This is a genomic window from Plantibacter sp. H53 (assembly GCF_001650455.1).
Taxonomy (GTDB): Bacteria; Actinomycetota; Actinomycetes; order Actinomycetales; family Microbacteriaceae; genus Plantibacter; species Plantibacter flavus_A.
Window position 1 is genome coordinate 63,994 of record NZ_LWCT01000051.1, and the last position, 15,706, is coordinate 79,699.

The following is a 15,706-nucleotide window of genomic DNA, read 5'->3' on the forward strand; positions in this document are numbered from 1 at the left end:
GCTGATCTCGGTTGCTGGGTGGAGGTCGACCGGGAGCGGTCAGTGCGCGGCCTGTAGCGGCCCGCCCGTGCCGAAGCGCGGGGAGTGCGCCTGGTTCAGCGTGATGTGCACCGCCTGCTGGTCGGTGTAGAAGTCGATCGAGCGGTAGCCGCCCTCGTGACCCAGCCCCGAGGCCTTCACGCCGCCGAACGGCGTGCGGAGGTCGCGCACGTTGTTCGAGTTCAGCCACACCATCCCGGCCTGCACGTTCTGCGAGAAGGTGTGAGCCCGCTTGAGATCGTTCGTCCAGATGTACGCGGCGAGCCCGTACCTCGTGTCGTTCGCGAGGGCGAGTGCCTCCTCGTCGGAGTCGAACGGGGTGATGGCGACGACCGGCCCGAAGATCTCCTCCTGGAAGATGCGGGCGCTCGGCGGGACGTCGGCGAAGACCGTCGGCGCGACGTAGTTGCCGGTCGTCAACCCCTCGGGGCGACCACCACCGGCGACGAGGCGGCCCTCGGTCTTGCCGATCTCGACGTAGCCCATGACCTTCTCATAGTGCTCCGGGTGCACGAGCGCGCCGACCTCGGTGGCCGGGTCGCTCGGATGTCCGACGACGATGTTGCGGGCCCGCTCGGCGTACCGCTCGACGAAGTCATCGTAGACACTCCGCTCGACGAGGATGCGGCTGCCGGCGGTGCAGCGCTCGCCGTTCAGGGAGAACACGCCGAACACCGTCGCGTCGAGGGCGTCGTCGAGGTCGGCGTCGGCGAACACGACGGCCGGTGACTTGCCGCCGAGCTCCATCGAGAGCCCCTTCAGGAACGGCGCGGCGTTCGCGAAGATGAGCTGACCGGTGCTGCTCTCGCCGGTGAACGAGATGAGCGGCACTTCCGGGTGCTTCACGAGGGCGTCGCCGGCGTCCTCGCCGAGCCCGTTCACGAGGTTGAACACGCCGTCGGGCACGCCGGCGTCGCGGAAGATGTCCGCCCACAGGCTCGCCGAGAGCGGGGTGAACTCCGCCGGCTTCAGGACGACCGTGTTGCCGGTCGCGAGGGCCGGAGCGAGCTTCCAGCTCTCGAGCATGAACGGCGTGTTCCACGGCGTGATGAGCCCCGCGACACCGATGGGCTTGCGGTTGACGTAGTTGACCTGCCGCCCCGGGACCTTATAGGTGTCGTCGTGCTGGGCGACGATCAGATCGGCGAAGAACCGGAAGTTCTCGGCGGCGCGCTTCGCCTGACCGAGCGCCTGCGTGATCGGCAGCCCGGTGTCGAAGCTCTCCAGCTCCGCGAGGCGGGCGTCCTGCGCTTCGACGGCGTCGGCGACCCGGTGCAGGATCCGGCTGCGCTCGCGGGGGAGGAGCCGCGGCCACGGACCCTCGTCGAAGGCGCGCTTGGCTGCGGCGACGGCGAGGTCGATGTCGGCCTGCTTGCCGGCGGCGGCCTGGACGTAGGTCTCGTTCGACACCGGGTCGAGGACGTCGAAGGTGTCGCCGTCGACCGAGTCGACGAACGCGCCGTCGATGTAGTGCCGGATACGGTCGGGCAACGCTGCCGGAACGTGCTGGGTCATGGGTGGTTCCTCCGGTCGGTGGTGGACGGCGGTGACGACGGCGGGCGGGCCGTGGTGGGCGGCTGGTGCTCCGCCTGGTACGCGAGCATGGCGTCGAGGGTCGCGGTGCGGTGGTCGCGGGCGGCGATCTCGATCTCGAGCGGCTGCGCGCCGGCGGCGATGAGTTCGAGGATGCCGTCGTGCTCTGCGACCGACTCCCGCGCGCGGCCGGGCACGAAGCTGAACGTGGAGTCGCGGAGCGCGTTCAGCCGCCGCCAGCCGCGGTGGACGAGGTCGAGGACGTGCGGGTTCGGGCACTCCTCGAAGAGGACGGTGTGGAACTCCAGGTTCAGCGCCGTGAACGCGTGCGGGTCGAAGTCGTCGAGCGTGCGGCGCATCCGCTCGTTGATCTCGCGGGCGCGGGCCAGGTGGTCGTCGGTGAGGTAGGCGGCGCTCATCGAGGTCGCTGCGCCCTCGACGAGGGCGAGCGTCTGCATCGTGAAGAGGTACTCGGTCTCGTGCAGCATCGCGACCTGCGCGCCGACGTTGCGCTCGAACGTCACGAGCCCCTCGGCCTCCAGCCGCCGGATCGCCTCGCGCACCGGGACCACGCTGATGTCGAGCTCACCGGCGATCTGGCCGAGTACCAGTCGATAGCCGGGGACGAAGCGCCCTTCGTCGATGGCCTCGCGGATGAACCGGTAGGCGCGCTCGGACTTGCTGAGCGACGCCTCCTGCCCGGTCGTCGGCTGTGGCCGGCTCATCGTCCCTGCTCGCTCTCGTATCGCGCCCGCCACTCGGCGTTCAGCGGGAAGAGGCCGTCGACCGCTGCACCGCCACGGACCTGCTCGGCGATCCAGGCGTCCTCCGCCTCCTGCACGACCGCCTCCGCGGCGACCTCGGCGGCGAGCGCCCGGGGGATCGCGATGACGCCGTCACCGTCCCCCACGATCACGTCGCCGGGCAGGACCGTCGCCCCGCCGCAGGTGACCGCGACGTCGATCTCCCACGGCACATGGCGGCGCCCGAGGACGGACGGGTGCGGGCCCTGTGAGAAGGTCGGCAGGTCGAACGCCGCGACCTGCTCGGCATCGCGGATGCCGCCGTCGGTGACGACCCCGGCCGCTCCGCGCTGCTGCGCCCGAAGTGCGAGGACGTCGCCGACGGTGCCCGTGCCGCGCTCGCCGCGTGCCTCGATCACGACGACCTCTCCGGCCTCGACGGTGTCGAAGACACGCTTCTGCGCGTTGAAGCCGTTGCCGCGCTCGGCGAAGAGGTCGGGCCGGTAGGCGACGAAGCGGAGGGTGCGGGCCACGCCGACCATGCGCGTGCCCGGTCGCGAGGCGTGGACGCCCTCGATGAAGACCTCGGTGTACCCGCGGGCCCGCAGCTTGGCGCTGAGTGTCGCCGTCGAGACCGAGGCGAGCTGTTCGGCGACCGCGGGGTCGAGCGGTTCGGCGGGCGATGCAGCGGTGAGAGGCTCAGCCGGTGCGGGCAGACCCGCCGCCGCAGCGTCCCCCCAGGCCTCGATGCGCTGATGGTCGTCGACGGCCGGTTTCGCGCCGAACCCGCCGAAGGGCTCGGTGCCCTCGACGACCGTCGTCACGAGTCGACCGCTCGTCGGGGCGCCTGGTGCGGTCGGTGCGTCGACCTCGACCTCGACGACGTCGCCGGGCACGACGACGGATGAGCCGGCGGGCGTCCCGGTGAGGATGACGTCGCCCGGCTCGAGTGTCGAGAGCTGTGAGAGGTCGGCGATGAGCTGCGCGAAGGGGAAGAGCAGTGTGTCGCTCGAGTCGTCCTGGACGACGACGCCGTTGACCCAGGTGCGCACGCGGAGGGCGGCCGGATCGATCTGCTCGGCGGGGATGACGGACGGGCCGAGGGGCGTGTAACCGTCGCCGCCCTTCGAGCGCAGGTTCGACCCCTTGTCGGCACTGCGAAGGTCGTAGAGCCCGAAGTCGTTCGCCGCGGTGACGCCCGAGACGTGTTGCCAGGCGTCTTCGACCCTGACGCGGCGGGCCGCGGTCCCGATGATGATCGCGATCTCGCCCTCGAAGGCGAGCAGTTCCGCGCCGGCCGGGCGCTCGATGGTGCCGCCCGTGCCTGAGACGGAGGACCACGGTTTGAGGAAGTACGAGGGGTGCTCCGGCGTGCGGCCGCGCTGGGCCGCCCGTGACGGGTAGTTGAGGTGGACGGCGATGATCTTGCCGCCCCCGCTGTTCGGGAGACCTTCGATGCCCTGGTGGCTGCTCATCACACGTCCTCGTCGTCGGTATTCAGAATCGTATACGATCTGGACGCAGTGGGAAAGGGTCAGTACCCGTCGCCGCGGCTCGCGTCGCTCCGACCGTCGATGAAGCGCTCCGCCAACTGCTCGGACGCGCGCGCGAGGAGCGACACGTCCGCACCGACGAGGACGAAGGACGCCCCGCGGTCGAGGTAGTGCTCGGCCACGACGGGGTCGAAGGCGTTCACGCCGGCCGGCTTGCCCGCGGCGGCGGCGGCATCGAGCACCCGCTCGACAGCGCTGACCACGGTGGGGTGCCCCTGCTGACCGAGCAGTCCGAGCGACGCCGAGAGGTCGGCCGGACCGACGAACACCGCGTCCACGCCGTCGACCGCGAGGATGTCCTCGACCTGCTCGACCGCCTCCGCCGACTCGATCTGCACCGTGAGCGACACCGAATCGTCCGCCTGCGCGAGGTAGTCGTCGATCCGGTTCCAGCGGGAGGACCTCGCGAGCGCGCTGCCGACCCCACGGACGCCCTGAGGCGGGTAGCGCACGGCCTGCACGAGCGCCGCCGCCTGCTCGGCCGACGACACCATGGGCACGATGAGGTTCTGCGCCCCGAGGTCGAGCACCTGCTTGATGACGACCGCGTCGCCGAACGGCACCCGCACCAGCGGACACACCGGGAAGGCGGCCACCACCTGCAGCTGTAGCTGGATGCTCTCCAGGGTGTTCGCCGAGTGCTCGCCGTCGATGAGGAGCAGGTCGAGCCCGCTGCCCGCCGCGATCTCCGCCGCGATCGGGCTGCCAGACACCACCCACATTCCGATGAGGGGGCGATCCGCGGTGCGCAGGCGCTCGCCGAAGGTCGGCGGCAGGGTCATTCGAATCGGCATGTCACGGCTCCCAGTCCCTGGTATTCGGCGTGGACGGTGTCGCCCCGTTCGACCCACATCGGTCTCGTGAACGATCCCGACAGGATGATCTCCCCAGCGGCGAGACTCCCGCCGTGCTGGGCGAGCTTGCCGGCGAGCCACGCGACGCCGAGTGCCGGGTGCCCGAGGACGGCGCCGGCCACCCCGGACTCCTCGATGGTCTGGTTTCGGTAGAGCAGGGCCGAGACCCATCGCGGATCGATCGCGTCGGGGCGGACGGGCGTTCCGCCGAGCACCATGGCGCCGAGGGCCGCGTTGTCGGCGATGGTGTCGACGATCGTGCGACCGTCGAGTTCGATGTGGGAGTTGAGGACCTCGAGCGCGGGGACGATGTGGTCGGTCGCGTCGAGCACCTCGAAGATCGTGCAGTGCGGTCCCTGCAGCGGGCGTCCGAGGACGAACGCCAGCTCGACCTCCACGCGGACGTTGGAGTAGGCGTCGAAGTCGAGCGTCGCGCCCGAGTCGAAGACCTGGTCGTCGAGGATGACGCCGTAGTCGGGTTCGGTGATCCCGGTGGCCTGCTGCATCGCCTTCGAGGTGAGGCCGATCTTGTGGCCGACGACGCGCCGACCGGCGGCGATGCGGCGTTCGGCCCACAGCGCCTGCACGGCGTAGGAGTCCTCGATGGTCATGTCCGGGTGCCGGGCGGTGAGGAGGGGGATGACGCTCCGCTCCTCGTGCGCCGCCGCCAGTTCGTCGGCGATCGCCTGCCGTTCGTGATCCTGCATCGCATCCCGTCCTCATCTGCGTCGACTGCGGCCTGCGATCACGATACGGTGCGTCGTCGTCGACTGCCTCTTGCGCGGTGAGCATGATTGTATACGATGTGGTGTACATTCTGGCGGTCCAATGGCGGGCCGCGACGGACAAAGGGGTCTCGAGACAATGACAACCGCATCTCTGGCGCGAGCGACGACGCCCGCGGAACTCCGGCGCGTGGCCTTCGCCACCGTCATCGGCACCACGGTCGAGTGGTACGACTTCTTCCTCTACGCGAGCGCCGCCGGACTCGTCTTCTCGCAGCTCTTCTTCCAACCGGCAGGACCGCAGGCCGCGCTGTTGCTGTCGTTCGCGACCGTCGGTGTGAGCTTCCTGTTCCGGCCGCTCGGCGCGTTCGTCGCCGGACACTTCGGCGATCGCATCGGCCGGAAGAAGATGCTCGTCATCACGCTCTTCCTCATGGGCGCCGCCACGACGCTCATCGGTCTGCTGCCGACGTACGACCAGATCGGGATCATCGCCCCCGCCCTGCTCGTGTTCCTCCGCATCCTGCAGGGGCTGTCGACCGGCGGCGAGTGGGGCGGCGCCGTCCTCATGGCTGTCGAGCACGCGCCCTCCGGCCGCCGCGGCCGGTTCGGGGCGTTCCCGCAGATCGGCGTCCCGATCGGACTCCTCCTCGCCTCCGGCATGCTCGCCCTCATGACGGGCGTGATCTCGCCCGGCGCGGCGTTCCTCGAGTGGGGCTGGCGGATCCCGTTCCTGCTGAGCTTCGTCCTGATCATCGTCGGCTACGTCGTGCGCCGGAAGGTCGACGAGAGCCCCGTCTTCGTCGCCCTCGCCCGCAACAAGGAACGTCGCCGGGTCCCGATCGTCGAGCTCTTCCGGCACCACTGGCTGCTCGTGCTGCTCGCGGCGCTCACCTTCGCCGGCAACAACGCCGCCGGCTACATGACCACGGGCGGCTACATCCAGAACTACGCGACGACGCCGCTCGCCGACGGCGGCCTGGTGGGCATGGAGCGGACACCGGTGCTGCTCGCGGTCACCGGGTCGGCCATCGTCTGGCTGATCGTCACGTGGTTCGCGGGTTCGCTCTCCGACCGGATCGGCCGACGCAACACCTACATCATCGGCTGGGTCGCGTTCCTGGCAACCGTCTTCGTGCTCTTCCCGCTCGTGAACACCGGTGACCCATGGCTGTTGTTCCTCGGGCTCGCGCTGTTCACGATCGGCAACGGCTTCACCTACGGGCCGCAGGCGGCGTACTTCGCCGAGCTGTTCCCCGCGTCGATCCGGTACACGGGCGTCTCGGTCACCTACGCGATCGGCGCCATCCTCGGCGGCGCATTCGCTCCGACGATCGCGACCTGGTTGGTGCAGGTCACCGGCTCGGCGACGAGTGTCGCGTTCTACATCGCCGGCATGATCGTGATCGCCTTCGCGGCGACCCTCCTCCTTCGTGACCGCACGGGCATCCCGCTCGGTGGCGAAGCTGAGGGCGAACAAAGCCGTGGTCAGGTCTACGGCGCGCGGAGGTAGGCGCGGTCAGACCGACGACGCGATGGTCGCGGCCCCCTCGATGAGGCGGGCCGCGATGTCGGCTTCGGGGCGGCTGCTGGAGACGTAGACGACCGCGAGGGCGCCTGCCGGCGAGCCGTGCACAGCGAGTGGAACCGCGACGGCGCGGAGACCGGTGATGACCTCGTCGTGGCTCGACGCCCAGCCGTGTTCGCGGACCGCTGCCAGCTCGCCGCGGTGGTCGTCGTCGAGGGTGTCCGGCCACTGCGCCTCGGAGAGGCGGGACGCGATCGCCTTGCCGGGCGCGCCGACACCGACCGGGTGCCGGGTGCCGGGTCGCTGCGCGATCGACCCCATCGTGTGCCGTGGCTCGACGCTGACGAGGGTGACGATCTCGTCGCCGTCCAGCACGGTGAGGAAGCAGGTCATGCCGAGCTCGTTCGCGATGGCCGTCAGCTCGGGCAGGGCGGCGGCCTGCAGATCGTGGGAGACACCGGCGGCGAGGGCTGCCAGGCGCGATCCGAGTGCGATCCGTCCCGTACCGTCGCGGACGACCAGGCGGTGGTCTTCGAGCGTCCGCAGGAGCCGGTAGGTGACGCTCCGGTGCAGGCCGAGCGTCGCGCTCAGGGTGTCGATCGTGAGCGGGGTGCGCGCGTCGGCCAGGACCTCGAGGATCCGGATGCCGCGCGAGAGCGTCTGGGAGTGGGCGCTGCTGGCATCGGTCACGCTCCGACAGTACCGACTGACGGCCCGCGCGCCCGGAGTTCCGGTGCCTCAGTCGTCGATCGGGTAGGCGACGAAGGCGAACCGTGAGCTGTCGGGGGACCAGCTGTTCACGTTGAGGGTGCCCTGCCCGCCGAACAGCGGGTAGCGACGGAGCGGGGTCGCCCAGTCGTCGGTCGAAACGAGCCGGACCTCGACGTCGAGGTCGGCCGGGTGCCCGATCGTGCCGGCGGGGAAGGCGATGTACGAGGCCAGTCGGGAGTCGGGGGAGAGGTGCGGGAACCAGTCGACGGTGTCGCTCACGACGAGCTGCTCGAGCTCGCCGCCGGCGTCGGGGATCCGTGCGAGTTGCGCATGGCCGGGGCCGGTGCCGAAGTGTTCCGTGTTGCAGAGCAGCCACCGGCCGTCGGGCGACCACTCCGGGCCGTCGAGGTGGCCGTCGCCCGTGTCGAGGACGGTGACGGGGCCGCCGCCCTCGACCGCCGGAGCGATCGCGAGTCGACCGGGGTGCTCGAAGCCTTCGAGCTCGACGTACGCGATCCGCGTGCCGTCCGGGGAGACGCCGTGGAGGAAGTGCCACCGGTCGTCGTCGGCGGTGAGCTTCGTGACCGGCCCGCCGGAGAGCGCGCCGCGGTAGATGTGACCGTCCATCGCCGAGAGGAGGATGTGCTCGCCGTCGGGGTCGAGGACGTGGTCGTTGTTGAGCTCCGGGAGGCCGTGGAAGTCGATCGGCGTGAGCCCCGCGGTCGGGTCGTCGACCGGGAGTGCCCAGAGCCGCCCGTTGCCGTTGAGGAGCAGCGTCCGGCCGTCGAGGGACCAGTTCGGTGCTTCGACGAGGAGCTCGTCGGTCTCGAAGAGGAGGACGGGCGCGTCATCGTGCGGCCCGCCGAGCAGGACGCTGGAACGCTGGCCGGGGGCGAGGGCGCGGAAGGTCATGCGCCCATCGTCCTCCAGTCCGTCGTGATCCGGGAGGATCGTTCCTCCCGGATCACGATCCGACGACTACTTGACGAGTGCGAACCCGGCGGTCCAGGAGATCTTCTCCGACGCCGCCAGCGTGAGCTGCAGGAAGCCGATCGCCTCGAGTTCGTGCGCGCGCTTCAGCGACCCGGCGTCGACGGCCTCGAGGCCACCGGCGGTCACGAGCTGCTGGAGTGTGGCCTTGGCGTCGGCGTCGTCCCCGGCGATGAGGACCGTGGTGGCCACGTCGCCGACCTGCTTCGCGGCGAGGGTCGCGGCGAAGTTCGTGTTGAAGGCCTTGAGGACGTGGGAGCTCGGGAGCTTCGCCTGCAGTTCCGCTGCAGCCGAGCTGCCCGCGGGGACGGCGAGGGCGTCGAAGGTCGAGAAGTCGAGGGGGTTGGTGATGTCGACGACGATCTTGCCCGCGAGCTGGTCGGCGTACTGCTCGACGATCGTCGCGAGGGCCGGGTAGGGGACCGCGAGGACGACGACGTCGCCGGTGATCGTGCCGGTCTCGGCCGACCCGAGGTGGTCGACGGAGGCGCCGCCTGCTGCGAGGACGCCGGCGATGGCGCTGCCCATGTTGCCGGTTCCGAAGATGGTGACGTTCGTCATGACGATGCTCCTTCTCGTGGCCGCCTGGTCACGGGTCAATTGGTTGTTTATACAACTAACGTAACACTAGTTAGTTGTAGGCGCAACTATTGCTACGCTGGAGACATGACCGACACGCGATGGCTGAGCGACGACGAGCAACGCTCCTGGGTGCGCTTCGCCGCGGTGCTCGAACTCCTGCCGGCCGCGCTCGACCTCCAGCTCACGCGGGACGAGCACCTGACCCACTTCGACTACTTCACGCTCGCGATGCTGTCCGAGACGCCGGGCCGCACGCTGCGCACCTCGGCGCTCGCGGCCCGGACGAATGCGACGCTGCCCCGCTTGTCGCGGGTGCTGACTCGCTTGGAGGAGGCCGGCTTCGTGGCGCGCACACCGTGCCCGGAGGATCGACGGGCGACGAACGTGACGCTCACCGATGCGGGCTGGGGCAAGGTCGTCCAGGCCGCGCCGGGCCACGTCGAGCACGTGCGATCCCTGGTCCTCGACGCGCTGACGCCGGCGCAGATCGAGCAGCTCGGCGAGATCTCCGCCGCCCTCCTGACGAAGCTCGACCCAGACGGACGGATGTTCGCCAGCGAGGCCTGATCTCCGTCACCTGGGGGATTTGCGGCGCTCGAGGGCTGCGTAGCGTGGGGCTCGACGTCGTGGACACCACCGAGCGCGACGCGGATCGGAGCGAATGATGACCGGATCGACGCAGCCCGAACCTGCACCACACGGGGACGAGGTGCCCCAGGACGGTCCCGCCTCGGCGGAGCCCGAGTCGACGCCGCCGCCCACGTCGCTCACCGGTGGGACGACCTCCGTCTGGTACTTCGTCGGCGCCACGTTCCTCTTCGCCGGACCCCTGATCTTCGGTGTCGACGACTTCGGGTTCTTCCGGATCATCACCCTCGTCCTCGGGGCGGTCGTCATGGTCGCCGGGTTCGTCGTCCTGCGACGGGAGAGCGGCAAGCGGTCCTGAGGGCGCTGTCGCCGGGGCAGCCCGCGAGCCGGTCAGCCCGCGAGCCGGTCAGCCCGCGAGCCGGTCAGCCGGCGAGGAAGGCCCTGATGCCGTCGAGCAGGCGGTCGACGTCCTCGTCCGAGGTGTACGGGGCGACGCCGACGCGGAGGCCGCCGACGTCGTCGAGGCCCAGTGCCGCGAACGGCTCGACCGCGTAGAACGAGCCAGCCGGTGCGAGGACGTCGCGAGCGGCGAGGAACGCGGCCGCGTCGGCTGCACGCCTGCCCGGGAACGTCATGAACAAGGTCGCCGTGCGCTCGGCGGCCCGCGAGTGCAGCTCGACGAGCGGTCCGAGCTCCGCGAGGGCCTCCTCGATGCGAGTGCGCAGCGCGAGTTCCCGTTCGTGGACGGCTGCGGCGGAGGCCACGAGACGGTCGCGCCTCGTCGTGGCGTCACCGGGGTCGATCGACGCGAGCACGCCGATGGCCGCCGTCACGCCGGCCATGAGCTCGTAGGGCAGCGTGCCGAACTCGAAGCGCTCGGGCACCACGTTCGTCGACGGCAGCAGCTTGTCGGGGTGGATCGACTCGAGCAGCGCAGGCGACGCGGCGAGGACACCGCAGTGCGGCCCGAAGAACTTGTACGGCGAGCAGACGAAGAAGTCGGCGCCGAGGGCCTCGACGTCGACGACGTGGTGCGCCGTGTAGTGGACGCCGTCGACCCAGACGAGCGCGCCGACCGCGTGCGCCCGGTCGGCGATCGTCCGCACCGGCGGGATGGTGCCGAGGAGGTTCGACGCAGCGGTCACGGCGACGAGCCTCGTCCGCTCGGTGACGAGGTCGTCGAGGTCGGCGAGGTCGAGCTCGCCCGTCGCCGGGTCCAGGTCGATCCAGCGCACGGTCGCGCCCGTGCGGTCCGCCGCCTGCACCCACGGGCGCACGTTCGCGTCGTGGTCGAGTCGGGACAGGACGATCTCGTCGCCGGCGATCCAGCCGCGCGACAGATGCCTGGAGAAGTCGTACGTGAGCTGGGTCGCGCTGCGACCGTAGACGATGCCCCGCTCCTCTGCGGCGAGCAGGTCGGCGCACGCGGCGCGGAAAGCGGTCACGGCGTCGTCCGCCCGGCGCTCGGACGCGACCGACGAACCCCGGTTGGACAGTGGCCCGGTGAGGGTGTCGAGGATGGCCTGGCCGACGGCGAGCGGCGTCTGGGTGCCGCCGGGGCCGTCGAAGTGGGCGATGCCCGAGGCGAGGGACGGGAACGCGGTGCGGAGGAGGGCGACGTCGAGGGTCATACGTCCATCCTGCCGCGCCGGGAGCCAGAACGTGCGGATCGGGGGAGCGAGTGCGCCATCGCTTGATACAGTGCCGGTGTGTCCATGCTCATCGCTCCGCCCCGTGTCGGGCGTCTGGAGGTCGTCGGCGTCCGCAACGCCGGCCCGAGAGAGCGGTCCATCCGGTCGACCACCTCGCCCACCCGGTGAGGACGTCGGCTTCGTCAATCGCGCTCGTCCGAGCGACGACGACGGGGCCGCGCACCCTGACGTACCCGCCGCAGCGCATCGACGCGCGGAGGGCTTCCCGCCGTCTCCCCGACGGCCCAGCCGAAACCGGTGAACCCATGATCCCCCTGAACGAATCCCAGATCCGTGCCTCCTTCGTCAACGCATCGCGCAAGGAGGTCAGTGACGTGAGCCTTCCCGTCGACCTCGACGCGATCGACTTCGAGGTGCGTGACTTCCTCGGGTGGCGCGACAAGAAGCTGCCGCGACGCGCGTACGTGGTCACGATCGTCGACGGCGAACCCGTCGGCATCCTCCTCCGACAGGCTGACGCGACACCCCGCACCCGGCCGCAGTGCGCGTGGTGCCAGGACATCACGCTCAGCAACGACGTCGTGTTCTACAGCGCGAAGCGGGCCGGGCAGGCCGGCAAGAACGGTGACACCGTCGGCACGCTGGTCTGCGCCGACTTCCAGTGCTCGGCCAACGTTCGGAAGCTGCCGCCGCTCGCCTACGTCGGTTTCGACGCCGAGGCGGCCCGCCAGGAGCGCATCGCGACGCTCGGCGTCCGTGCCGTCTCCTTCGCCTCCTCGGTCCTGAACGGCGTCGGCTGACCCACTGAGTCGCCCGGATCTGCACAAGATCCAGTGATTCTCGTGCAGATTCGGGCGACTCAATGGCCGGTGAGGGCGGCGCGCACCGAGGCGACGACGGTGCGGAGGTCACGGAGATCGTCGGCCGTCAGCTCGATGACCGTCCAACCCGCGGCCCGCAGGCGGTTCGAGCGAGCGCGGTCCTTGCGCCACCGGTCGACCTCGACCCGGTGGTAGTCGCCCTGGTACTCGATGACGACCCGCGCTGCCCGGTGGCAGAGGTCGGCGCGCGCGAGGAACGAGCCGTTCGCCGCCCGGATCCCCTGATTCGGCTCGAACCCGGTGACGGCGCCGCGCGCCAGCGCGACGCGGACGATGGACTCGGGCGGCGATTCCGCGCGGTGATCGAGGAGGGGGAGTGCGGTGGCGATCGCGCGACGGCCGCGCCGACCCGGATAGTGGGCTGCTGTCTCCTCCAACTCGTCCAGGCCTGCGGTTCGAGTCCGAAGCAGGTGGTCGCCCGCTGCGACGAGATCGGCGAGCGGGAGCGTCGCGGCAAGGTCGAGCCAGGTTCGAACCGGACTCGTCAGTCGGATGTCGCCGCGGACGATCACGTCGTCCTGAGGATCGATCGTGATCGACCGACCGGCGATCCCGGCGGTGTGCGGAGCGCGGGCCGGCGCGGCCACGGCGAGGTCGAGGCGTTCGGGGGTGGAGAGGCGGTACGGAAGCGGCAGGCCGAGCAGGAGCGCGGCGGTCGGACCGCAGACGAAGACCTGGTCGGACAGGCGGTGGAGGAATGCGCGGCAGCGATCCTCGACCGTCTCCACCGGACGGGCGGACCGGATCCCGTGACCCGGCTTCTCGAGCCGACGACTGCGGAGTTCGCCCGGTGTCATCCCGCGGCGGAGCGCGTCGCCGACGAGGAACGGTCCGTCCGGAAGGTCAGGTGACATCCCCTCACTGTGCCTGCGCGGACCGGTTCTCTGCCCACGTTCTCCACAGCCCCACTGAGTCGCCCGGATCTGCACGAATTCCGGCCGGCTCCGCGCAGATTCGGGCGACTCAGGCGGGTGCTCCGTGGTTGGATCGATGCATGGGCGAGCACAGGGGTCACGAGCACCGACGTCAGCGGACACTCACCACCAGCGGATGGCACGACTTCTGGGCGAAGGGCGGGATCGGCCGGGCGTTCCTGTTGGCCATCGGCTACCTCGCCCTGTACCTCGGTGCGGGCTGGGTCGTCGGGCAGCTCTTCGGCTCGCAGATCGGCGAGGACCTCTTCGCGACCCCGCAGAGCGTGTTCTTCGGGCTCATGCTGCCGCTCATCGTCGGTTCCCTCATCCTGGCCGGGTTCGTGCTCTCGGTCGGCTGGTTCCGGGAGCTGTTCGCGAAGCAGCCGATCCGCGGACGCTGGTGGATGTGGGCCGCTCCGATCGTGATCCTCGCCGCGGTCGTCCTGCGGTTGCTCGGCATCGACTACGGGAGCTACGAGGGTTCTGTGGTCGTGGTCGCGATGCTGTCCGGCGTGTTCATCGGGTTCGCCGAGGAGATCCTGACCCGCGGACTGGTCGTGAAGATGCTGCGCGACGCCGGGAGTTCGGAGTGGATCGTGATGGTGATCTCCTCGCTGGTCTTCGCGCTGCTGCACGCCTCCAACCTCCTGTCGGGCCAGCCGGTCGTGACCGTGCTCGTGACCGTCGTCTACACCTTAGGATTCGGCGTGTGCATGTACCTGACGCTCCGGGTGACCGGCAACCTCATCTGGCCGATCCTGATCCACGGACTCTACGACCCGACGCTCTTCCTCTCGACCGGTGGGATCGACCACGCGGGAGCGGCCGCCGGTCAGAGCGTGTTCCTGGCGATCGCCGGTCCGGCCAACCTGCTCATCATGCTCGTGGCCGTGATCGGCTTGATCTTCGTCCGTGGGCACGTGCAGGCGCACCCGGCCGACGACGTGCTGCGGCCGTAGGCCGAACGGGTCTCGTCGACCGGCCGAGTACGCTCGGACGGATGACCACCGCGCGGCAGTCCCCGGCGACGATCGCCGCGCCGGTCGAGCAAGAACTCGTGATCAAGAAGTCGCGCTTCCTCGGCCTCGCCCACCCGGTCGCGTCGCCGGAGGACGCGGAAGCGGTGATCGCGCGGGTGAAGAAGCAGGCGTGGGATGCGCGACACCACTGCGTCGCGATGGTCACCGGGCTGCTCGGCGACCAGGCCCGCTCGTCCGACGACGGTGAACCGTCCGGCACGGCGGGGATGCCGATCCTCGAGGTCATCCGGCGGCGCGAGCTGACCGACGTGGTGGTCGTCGTCACGCGGTACTTCGGCGGCGTCAAACTCGGGGCCGGTGGGCTCGTCCGCGCGTACTCCTCGGCGGCCTCCGAGACGCTCGACCTCGCCTCGCTCGTGCGCCGTGAGACCCTGACCCGTGCGACCCTCGTCGTCCCCCACGCCGACGCCGGGCGGTACGACAACCTGCTGCGCGATTGGGCCGCAACCCACGGTGCGACGCTCGGTGAGCCGGTCTACGGGGCGCAGGCTGAGCTGGAACTGTGGGTGCCGCCGGCGGAGCTCGAGCGGCTCCAAGCGGACGTCGCTTCGGCCTCCAACGGTTCGCTCGTCGTGGCCGTCGGGGAGGAGCGCGTCGTCGACGTCCCCGCCGGCAGACCTCGCTGAGTCGCCCGGATCTGCGCGAAATCCGCCGGATTCTGAACAGATCCGGGCGACTCACGGGGACGGGCGATCCCGATAGGGTCGGACCATGCACACCGACGTGACCCGCATCGACGGGCTTCCCGACCTCGCCTGGACCTCGACCCGCGGAATCGCCGCGTTCGACGCCGATGCCGGAGCGCTCACCCTCACCTCCGCCGCCGGCGTCGACTGGAGCAACAGCTCGCTCGGTGGGCCGCGTGAGTTGCGTGCCACGGCGCTCGCCTTCGACGCACCCGAACACTTCACGCTCTCGGCGCGGATCGCGGTCGTGAGCGAGCGCAGCACCTTCGACGCCGGCGCCCTCGCACTCTGGATCGACGACGAGCACTGGGCCAAGCTCTGCTTCGAGCAGTCGCCGCAGGGGCAGGCGATGGTGGTGAGCGTCGTGACGAACACCTGGTCGGACGACGTGAACTCGACGCACGTCGCGGCCGACCACGTGTGGATGCGCGTCAGTCGTCTCGGTGAGGCGTGGGCGTTCCACAGCTCGACCGACGGCGTCACGTGGGACTTCGTCCGGGTCTTCCGTCTGCACAGCGACGCCCCGGTGCGCGTCGGCTTCCTCTCGCAGGCGCCGCTCGGTCCACCCTGCGAGGCGCGGTTCGACGAGATCGCCTTCGGAGCAGCACCCCCGACGGACCTCCGCGACGGGAGCTGACCGCCGCTGAGTCGCCCGGAAACGCACGGAAACCGGCGATGCGTGCGCAG

At 70.3% G+C, this 15,706-nt stretch carries 17 protein-coding genes; 7 read left to right on the forward strand and 10 right to left on the reverse strand.

Translation table 11 applies throughout. The features are described 5' to 3' along the window. Positions 1–39: 39 nt before the first annotated feature. From hpaE to A4X17_RS18420, 5 genes are read right to left on the reverse strand one after another with little or no spacing between them, the layout of a single operon-like run. Positions 40–1,554 (reverse strand): 5-carboxymethyl-2-hydroxymuconate semialdehyde dehydrogenase, encoded by a 1,515-nt coding sequence (hpaE, locus tag A4X17_RS18400; protein ID WP_064297101.1) that lies wholly within the window; start codon positions 1,552–1,554, stop codon positions 40–42. Continuing rightward, positions 1,551–2,297: a GntR family transcriptional regulator gene (locus A4X17_RS18405; RefSeq protein WP_064297102.1), complete on the reverse strand. Its 747-nt coding sequence runs from the start codon at positions 2,295–2,297 to the stop codon at positions 1,551–1,553. The genes hpaE and A4X17_RS18405 overlap by 4 nt, the downstream gene beginning before the upstream one ends. Continuing rightward, positions 2,294–3,790 carry a fumarylacetoacetate hydrolase family protein gene (locus A4X17_RS18410; RefSeq protein ID WP_064297103.1) on the reverse strand — a complete coding sequence of 499 codons (1,497 nt, stop codon included), beginning with the start codon at positions 3,788–3,790 and terminating at the stop codon, positions 2,294–2,296. Before A4X17_RS18410 ends, A4X17_RS18405 begins: the two co-directional genes overlap by 4 nt. 59 nt (positions 3,791–3,849) lie before the next feature. Continuing rightward, on the reverse strand, positions 3,850–4,662 hold the full coding sequence (locus A4X17_RS18415; RefSeq protein WP_064297104.1) for an HpcH/HpaI aldolase/citrate lyase family protein: 813 nt from the start codon (positions 4,660–4,662) through the stop codon (positions 3,850–3,852). Then, the gene (locus tag A4X17_RS18420; RefSeq protein WP_064297105.1) at positions 4,647–5,429 is read right to left on the reverse strand and encodes a 2-keto-4-pentenoate hydratase; all 783 of its coding nucleotides are present in this window, start codon (positions 5,427–5,429) and stop codon (positions 4,647–4,649) included. The genes A4X17_RS18415 and A4X17_RS18420 overlap by 16 nt, the downstream gene beginning before the upstream one ends. Positions 5,430–5,586: 157 nt before the next feature. Between A4X17_RS18420 and A4X17_RS18425 the strand changes: the two genes are divergently transcribed. Then, positions 5,587–6,960, forward strand: coding sequence for an MFS transporter (locus A4X17_RS18425; protein WP_064297106.1), 1,374 nt, complete (start codon positions 5,587–5,589; stop codon positions 6,958–6,960). Positions 6,961–6,966: 6 nt separating this feature from the next. Here A4X17_RS18425 and A4X17_RS18430 read toward each other — a convergent pair whose 3' ends face one another. From A4X17_RS18430 to A4X17_RS18440, 3 genes are all read right to left on the reverse strand, one after another. After that, positions 6,967–7,665, reverse strand: coding sequence for an IclR family transcriptional regulator (locus A4X17_RS18430; RefSeq protein ID WP_064297107.1), 699 nt, complete (start codon positions 7,663–7,665; stop codon positions 6,967–6,969). 48 nt (positions 7,666–7,713) lie between these two features. Next, positions 7,714–8,598, reverse strand: a complete 885-nt coding sequence (locus A4X17_RS18435; protein WP_064297108.1) for a PD40 domain-containing protein — start codon at positions 8,596–8,598, stop codon at positions 7,714–7,716. 66 nt (positions 8,599–8,664) lie between these two features. Continuing rightward, a complete protein-coding gene (locus tag A4X17_RS18440; RefSeq protein WP_064297109.1) occupies positions 8,665–9,237 on the reverse strand; it encodes an NADPH-dependent F420 reductase in 573 nt (190 codons plus the stop codon). Between the two features lie 105 nt (positions 9,238–9,342). Here A4X17_RS18440 and A4X17_RS18445 point away from each other — a divergent pair, with 105 nt between their 5' ends. Beyond that, a complete protein-coding gene (locus A4X17_RS18445; protein ID WP_064297110.1) occupies positions 9,343–9,825 on the forward strand; it encodes a MarR family winged helix-turn-helix transcriptional regulator in 483 nt (160 codons plus the stop codon). Positions 9,826–9,922: 97 nt separating this feature from the next. After that, positions 9,923–10,204, forward strand: a complete 282-nt coding sequence (locus A4X17_RS18450) for a hypothetical protein (RefSeq protein WP_157583605.1) — start codon at positions 9,923–9,925, stop codon at positions 10,202–10,204. Between the two features lie 64 nt (positions 10,205–10,268). Here the strand turns inward: A4X17_RS18450 and A4X17_RS18455 are convergent, their stop codons facing one another. Then, the gene (locus A4X17_RS18455; RefSeq protein ID WP_064297112.1) at positions 10,269–11,477 is read right to left on the reverse strand and encodes a cysteine desulfurase-like protein; all 1,209 of its coding nucleotides are present in this window, start codon (positions 11,475–11,477) and stop codon (positions 10,269–10,271) included. Positions 11,478–11,803: 326 nt separating this feature from the next. Between A4X17_RS18455 and A4X17_RS18460 the strand changes: the two genes are divergently transcribed. Then, on the forward strand, positions 11,804–12,298 hold the full coding sequence (locus tag A4X17_RS18460; protein ID WP_064297113.1) for an FBP domain-containing protein: 495 nt from the start codon (positions 11,804–11,806) through the stop codon (positions 12,296–12,298). Between the two features lie 59 nt (positions 12,299–12,357). Here A4X17_RS18460 and A4X17_RS18465 read toward each other — a convergent pair whose 3' ends face one another. Further along, positions 12,358–13,233: an endonuclease domain-containing protein gene (locus A4X17_RS18465; protein WP_064297114.1), complete on the reverse strand. Its 876-nt coding sequence runs from the start codon at positions 13,231–13,233 to the stop codon at positions 12,358–12,360. Positions 13,234–13,373: 140 nt separating this feature from the next. On the opposite strand from A4X17_RS18465, the gene A4X17_RS18470 reads away from it, so the two are divergent. From A4X17_RS18470 to A4X17_RS18480, 3 genes are all read left to right on the forward strand, one after another. Beyond that, positions 13,374–14,252: a CPBP family intramembrane glutamic endopeptidase gene (locus tag A4X17_RS18470; RefSeq protein ID WP_064297115.1), complete on the forward strand. Its 879-nt coding sequence runs from the start codon at positions 13,374–13,376 to the stop codon at positions 14,250–14,252. Positions 14,253–14,293: 41 nt separating this feature from the next. Next, entirely contained in the window at positions 14,294–14,959 is a 666-nt protein-coding gene (locus A4X17_RS18475; RefSeq protein ID WP_064297116.1) for a YigZ family protein, read from the forward strand. An 85-nt stretch (positions 14,960–15,044) separates the two neighbouring features. Beyond that, entirely contained in the window at positions 15,045–15,656 is a 612-nt protein-coding gene (locus A4X17_RS18480) for a DUF1349 domain-containing protein (RefSeq protein WP_064297117.1), read from the forward strand. Positions 15,657–15,706 lie beyond the last annotated feature (50 nt).

What these genes read in the sequence shown, in the direction of transcription:
- hpaE (WP_064297101.1), bottom strand. Translation starts at nt 1,554, where the DNA reads ATGACCCAGCACGTTCCGGCAGCGTTGCCCGACCGTATCCGGCACTAC.
- A4X17_RS18405 (WP_064297102.1), bottom strand. Translation starts at nt 2,297, where the DNA reads ATGAGCCGGCCACAGCCGACGACCGGGCAGGAGGCGTCGCTCAGCAAG.
- A4X17_RS18410 (WP_064297103.1), bottom strand. Translation starts at nt 3,790, where the DNA reads ATGAGCAGCCACCAGGGCATCGAAGGTCTCCCGAACAGCGGGGGCGGC.
- A4X17_RS18415 (WP_064297104.1), bottom strand. Translation starts at nt 4,662, where the DNA reads ATGCCGATTCGAATGACCCTGCCGCCGACCTTCGGCGAGCGCCTGCGC.
- A4X17_RS18420 (WP_064297105.1), bottom strand. Translation starts at nt 5,429, where the DNA reads ATGCAGGATCACGAACGGCAGGCGATCGCCGACGAACTGGCGGCGGCG.
- A4X17_RS18425 (WP_064297106.1), top strand. Translation starts at nt 5,587, where the DNA reads ATGACAACCGCATCTCTGGCGCGAGCGACGACGCCCGCGGAACTCCGG.
- A4X17_RS18435 (WP_064297108.1), bottom strand. Translation starts at nt 8,598, where the DNA reads ATGACCTTCCGCGCCCTCGCCCCCGGCCAGCGTTCCAGCGTCCTGCTC.
- A4X17_RS18440 (WP_064297109.1), bottom strand. Translation starts at nt 9,237, where the DNA reads ATGACGAACGTCACCATCTTCGGAACCGGCAACATGGGCAGCGCCATC.
- A4X17_RS18445 (WP_064297110.1), top strand. Translation starts at nt 9,343, where the DNA reads ATGACCGACACGCGATGGCTGAGCGACGACGAGCAACGCTCCTGGGTG.
- A4X17_RS18450 (WP_157583605.1), top strand. Translation starts at nt 9,923, where the DNA reads ATGACCGGATCGACGCAGCCCGAACCTGCACCACACGGGGACGAGGTG.
- A4X17_RS18455 (WP_064297112.1), bottom strand. Translation starts at nt 11,477, where the DNA reads ATGACCCTCGACGTCGCCCTCCTCCGCACCGCGTTCCCGTCCCTCGCC.
- A4X17_RS18460 (WP_064297113.1), top strand. Translation starts at nt 11,804, where the DNA reads ATGATCCCCCTGAACGAATCCCAGATCCGTGCCTCCTTCGTCAACGCA.
- A4X17_RS18465 (WP_064297114.1), bottom strand. Translation starts at nt 13,233, where the DNA reads ATGTCACCTGACCTTCCGGACGGACCGTTCCTCGTCGGCGACGCGCTC.
- A4X17_RS18470 (WP_064297115.1), top strand. Translation starts at nt 13,374, where the DNA reads ATGGGCGAGCACAGGGGTCACGAGCACCGACGTCAGCGGACACTCACC.
- A4X17_RS18475 (WP_064297116.1), top strand. Translation starts at nt 14,294, where the DNA reads ATGACCACCGCGCGGCAGTCCCCGGCGACGATCGCCGCGCCGGTCGAG.
- A4X17_RS18480 (WP_064297117.1), top strand. Translation starts at nt 15,045, where the DNA reads ATGCACACCGACGTGACCCGCATCGACGGGCTTCCCGACCTCGCCTGG.